The sequence below is a fragment of the Spiroplasma sp. ChiS genome (assembly GCF_002968355.1).
GTDB lineage: Bacteria > Bacillota_I > Bacilli_A > Mycoplasmatales > Mycoplasmataceae > Spiroplasma > Spiroplasma citri.
In genome coordinates this window covers 1-3,843 of record NZ_PUUH01000007.1, presented here as the reverse complement: position 1 = coordinate 3,843, position 3,843 = coordinate 1, and the positions used below count along the sequence as shown (strand labels likewise).

Annotated in this window: 9 protein-coding genes and 1 pseudogene; 4 read left to right on the top strand and 6 right to left on the bottom strand. The window is 25.7% G+C overall.

What is annotated here, in order from left to right; all coding sequences use genetic code 4:
- The 3 genes from C6B38_RS00995 to C6B38_RS09510 all read right to left on the bottom strand — a co-directional run.
- A partial coding sequence (locus C6B38_RS00995; RefSeq protein WP_199558538.1) for a spiroplasma phage ORF1-like family protein occupies positions 1–956 on the bottom strand: 956 nt, incomplete at its 3' end.
- Complete coding sequence (locus C6B38_RS10485) at positions 919–1,050, bottom strand: DUF3688 family protein (RefSeq protein WP_199558537.1); 132 nt, start codon at positions 1,048–1,050, stop codon at positions 919–921. The genes C6B38_RS10485 and C6B38_RS00995, both read right to left, overlap by 38 nt.
- 11 nt (positions 1,051–1,061) lie before the next feature.
- Positions 1,062–1,199: a hypothetical protein gene (locus tag C6B38_RS09510; RefSeq protein WP_162475781.1), complete on the bottom strand. Its 138-nt coding sequence runs from the start codon at positions 1,197–1,199 to the stop codon at positions 1,062–1,064.
- 33 nt (positions 1,200–1,232) lie between these two features.
- Here C6B38_RS09510 and C6B38_RS00990 point away from each other — a divergent pair, with 33 nt between their 5' ends.
- The 3 genes from C6B38_RS00990 to C6B38_RS00980 are packed head-to-tail and all read left to right on the top strand — an operon-like array spanning position 1,233 to position 1,971.
- Entirely contained in the window at positions 1,233–1,478 is a 246-nt protein-coding gene (locus tag C6B38_RS00990; protein ID WP_443028732.1) for a hypothetical protein, read from the top strand.
- Positions 1,478–1,714: a hypothetical protein gene (locus tag C6B38_RS00985; RefSeq protein ID WP_105298315.1), complete on the top strand. Its 237-nt coding sequence runs from the start codon at positions 1,478–1,480 to the stop codon at positions 1,712–1,714. The genes C6B38_RS00990 and C6B38_RS00985 overlap by 1 nt, the downstream gene beginning before the upstream one ends.
- A gap of 11 nt (positions 1,715–1,725) precedes the next feature.
- The gene (locus tag C6B38_RS00980; RefSeq protein ID WP_199558536.1) at positions 1,726–1,971 is read left to right on the top strand and encodes a hypothetical protein; all 246 of its coding nucleotides are present in this window, start codon (positions 1,726–1,728) and stop codon (positions 1,969–1,971) included.
- A 46-nt stretch (positions 1,972–2,017) separates the two neighbouring features.
- Here C6B38_RS00980 and C6B38_RS00975 read toward each other — a convergent pair.
- From C6B38_RS00975 to C6B38_RS09505, 3 genes and pseudogenes are all read right to left on the bottom strand, one after another.
- A pseudogene (locus C6B38_RS00975) lies at positions 2,018–2,395 on the bottom strand (PTS transporter subunit IIC); the annotation flags it as partial.
- Between the two features lie 323 nt (positions 2,396–2,718).
- Entirely contained in the window at positions 2,719–2,934 is a 216-nt protein-coding gene (locus tag C6B38_RS00970; protein ID WP_071937465.1) for a YneF family protein, read from the bottom strand.
- 101 nt (positions 2,935–3,035) lie between these two features.
- Positions 3,036–3,182, bottom strand: a complete 147-nt coding sequence (locus C6B38_RS09505) for a hypothetical protein (protein WP_162475780.1) — start codon at positions 3,180–3,182, stop codon at positions 3,036–3,038.
- A gap of 311 nt (positions 3,183–3,493) precedes the next feature.
- On the opposite strand from C6B38_RS09505, the gene C6B38_RS00960 reads away from it, so the two are divergent.
- Positions 3,494–3,643: a hypothetical protein gene (locus C6B38_RS00960; RefSeq protein ID WP_015967969.1), complete on the top strand. Its 150-nt coding sequence runs from the start codon at positions 3,494–3,496 to the stop codon at positions 3,641–3,643.
- The last annotated feature ends 200 nt before the right edge of the window (positions 3,644–3,843 follow it).

Sequence of the window (3,843 nt, the reverse complement as noted above, 5' to 3'; positions counted from 1 at the left end):
GAAATAATTAAATTTGCTTCATCAACAGTCAAAATCATCCGATAAATTGCTTTTTTAATATTTTTAACATCCAATTCATCAACCGTCTCAAAATCAAAAATTATCCGCTTTGTACCAACCTTATTCGGATTTTCATAATCCGCACTACCACCTCACTGAACTCTAATATTTTCCTGCAAAACAGAATATAAAGATAAATCAATAAATTCTTTTACGCGAGTTTGTTGATAACCATTTCAATCAGTAATTTCACCAGTACTTTCATTAAATTCTATTTTTTTAGGTTTATTTGTATTATCTCAACGATAAATTGATTTTATAGAAGAAAGTCAAGCACCTGTCATTCTAGGAGCAGACTCATCATATTTAAAAAACATTGATTGTCATATTCAATGTGAACTATTTCCTCTTTTTCAAATAATAAAATATCATTTATCATTATATTTTTCAAATTCTTTTTGTATATTATTTAAAGAACTATCAATTAATTTTCAATTATCTTGGTTTAACTTAACTCTTGGATAATGATTTTTTTTATAACGATCAATATTCTCCACAATTTTTTTCGATACATCAAACATCTTATATTTTACAGCAAAGGCATAAATAAAATCAGTTAAATCATTCAAAAAATTCTCTCTTTTAACATCATAAAATTTTTCAACCATATACCGTTTTTTTAAACTATGTCATTGTTGATAATAACCCAAAAATACTTCATCTGGTTTATCATAAACAACTCCCGTAGAATAACTATCTTGTAAAAAATCCAAATACCATTTATCATTAAACGATAATTTTTTTGATGTTTTTAAAGTTGGATTAATAAAATAATTTGTTTCCGACCAATTTTCAAAAAAACTACTGCGTAAAAACATCGTATTAATAAAATCAGTTTCATTAATACCTTTATCAGTACTATTTATTCTCTTGTTTAAGCATATAATGCTCCTCATTTAAAGGTCTAAACGCCGTTAAAGTAATAAATGGAATAACCAAACCTAAAAAAAGTAAAATAAATATGGCAAATAAAGATAACGATTTTTTCATAAACTCAACTCCTAACTATACAATGTTTTTGAAACAATAAACCCAACAATATATAAACTCGATATTGTTAACATTAACGGATGAATAAATAAAATTGCCATTCTACCAAATAATCAAATCAACGAAGTATCAGAATTATATAAATCCATAAATACATCGATTGCTTATTTTTTAGTCTTTTTATGGTTATTAAGTTATCTATTTATGCAATTCACGGCACATCAACACAATATAATAATTTAGGTTCAACAGTTAATAATGGTGTTTCGCAAGTATATTCGTCAACTGTACGAAAAGGTATTAATGTTGGTAAAAATGTTTATCAAAATAGTAATAAGCAGCAAGTTAAAAAAGAACTTAAACGACAAAGTATTAGATATCAAGCAAAAAATATTAGAAGTATTAAATTTAAAGGAGATAAAAAGTAATGATTAAATTAGCTTTATTGGTTGCGGCAATCGCGATATTTGGAACTGGTTTTATTACTGTTATTATTAATCAATTTACATCGGCAAAAAATATTATTATGGATTTATATAATTCTGATACTTGGTTAATTTGATTATTTGGTAGAATGGCAATTTTATTTAGTCATCCGTTAATGTTAACAATATCAAGTTTATATATTATTGGGGTTATTATTTCAAAAACATTGTATAGTTAGGAGTTGAGTTTATGAAAATTAAAATTTTAAAGTTTTTAAAAGAAAAATGATGAGAAATATTAGTATATATTTTAGTTGTTGGTTTTGGTTTTTCTTTATTTATTGGATCAATTTACGATAAATGAGATAGATTAATTAATGAGTTTGGTATTTTATTCTGATATATGTTAGTTGCAAATTTGTATTTTTGATTTGAATTAGTTTGATGTATTTTATTTATAATTAATTTTAAAAAGAAGAAAGGTGGTAAAGAATAATGCGTAAGTCATTATCTTTATTTGTAATATTTATTTTAACTTTTTAAATATATTTATAAGATGTAATGCGCGCTAATACAATATTTAATAACATCGCACAAATCATAATTAATGCTCCAGCTAAGACAATTTTTGGTAAACTATTTAAAAATAATCCTGAAATAACATCATTATTAGCAATAATGCCATTAATTCCAAATAATAAATTAAAAGCATTTCCTAATTTACCAACAGCACCAACTAAAATCCGAGCTTCCCCACTAATAATTAAAAACCCAATGGTTGTTTTAATCGTTGCGGAAATTGTTTCGGTAAATTTCTTGCGTTGTAATAAACAACCAACAAGGGCAAATAAACCAATCAAGATTGCTGGTGTGCCAATAAATTCTTTAAAAAAATTTAGAACATAATCCCCAGTTGTTAAAGATAAAAAAATCAACATTTTTATCCCTCCTTACTAATTATTATCTTTGTAGTATTAAGATAACGAAGGCTCTTCTAACACCTTAAATCAACATAACATATGTAACATATGTCTATTCTGATTTTATTTTTTTCTTTCTTCTTTGCAATTTGTTTTCTTTCTTTTGGTAATAACGGGGAAAATTGTAAATTTTTTGCAAATTTATGCAAAAGTATTCGTAATAATAATAATAATAATAATAATAATTTGATAAAACAAAAACACATGTTAGATTAATAATCTAACATGTGTTTCATTATTGGCAAAAGATATTAAATACAGCCTTATTTTGCACGTTTCATTGAATTCATAACCTTTTTAATATCTGCTTCTGATGGTTTACGTCCCATTTGCATATACATTGCCCGAATTTGTTTTTCAGTAATTGGGGGATTATCACGTAATTGTTTTTGCACATTTTTTTTGGTAATTAAAAATCCTAAAACTCCACCAATAACTAAACAACCAATCCCAATAATAAGTCCTGCTCATCAAGGCATTCTTGTTGTCCTCCTTTTTTCAATATGTAATAAGTAATTATTAGCATAATTCCTATAGTATTTTAACATATTTTTTAAAATAAGTCTTATTTTCCTGGTTTTTAAAAATCTGCTTTTCTTCTATTATATTTAGTATGGATAGCAATGATATTATCATTTGAATTTGTTCCATCTTGTGGGCATCCTGTATGATGAAGCGGCAAAAAAACAACTCTTGTTAAAGGGTTGTTTGTAGAAACCACATACATTTTGTATTTTTGGTTTTTACAGTTTTGGAAAGTAAATTTTTTTAATATTTTTAATTGAGGAGTTGAAATTATGCAAACAAAGCAATATTTTATTTTGCGGTCCCTAGTGAAAAAGTATGGTAAAGATAATGTTATTAATACTGTTAATAAGATTGCAAAAGATATTGAAATTAAAAAGTAAAAGAATAAATTATTCCGCGTAATTTATTAGCGGATAATTTATTCAGTAGTGTTTTTAATGGAGCGAAGCGACAACGAGCGGAGCGAGTTTGCAAATTTCAATTTTTTAGTTTTTAGAAAGGAGATGTATTATGCCAACTTGATTAACGACAATATTTAGTGTTGTTATTATATTAGGGATTTTTGCTTGAATTGGTTTATCAATTTATCAAAAAATTAAACAAATTCGAGGAAAGAAAAAAGATAAAAAAGAAATTGAAAGAAAGGAGAGTAATAAATAATGTTAGGTATGTATTTAACAACAGCGTTTAATTTTTTAACAGCACCTACACCTAAAACTATGACTTAGGGTATGACTGGGATTTGAACGGGTTTGACTAGTGCATTATGAAAAGTTAAAGAAGGTATAACAAATATTTTACCTGAGTTTGACTAGTGCATTATGAAAAGTTAAAGAAGGTATAACAAATATTTTACCTGA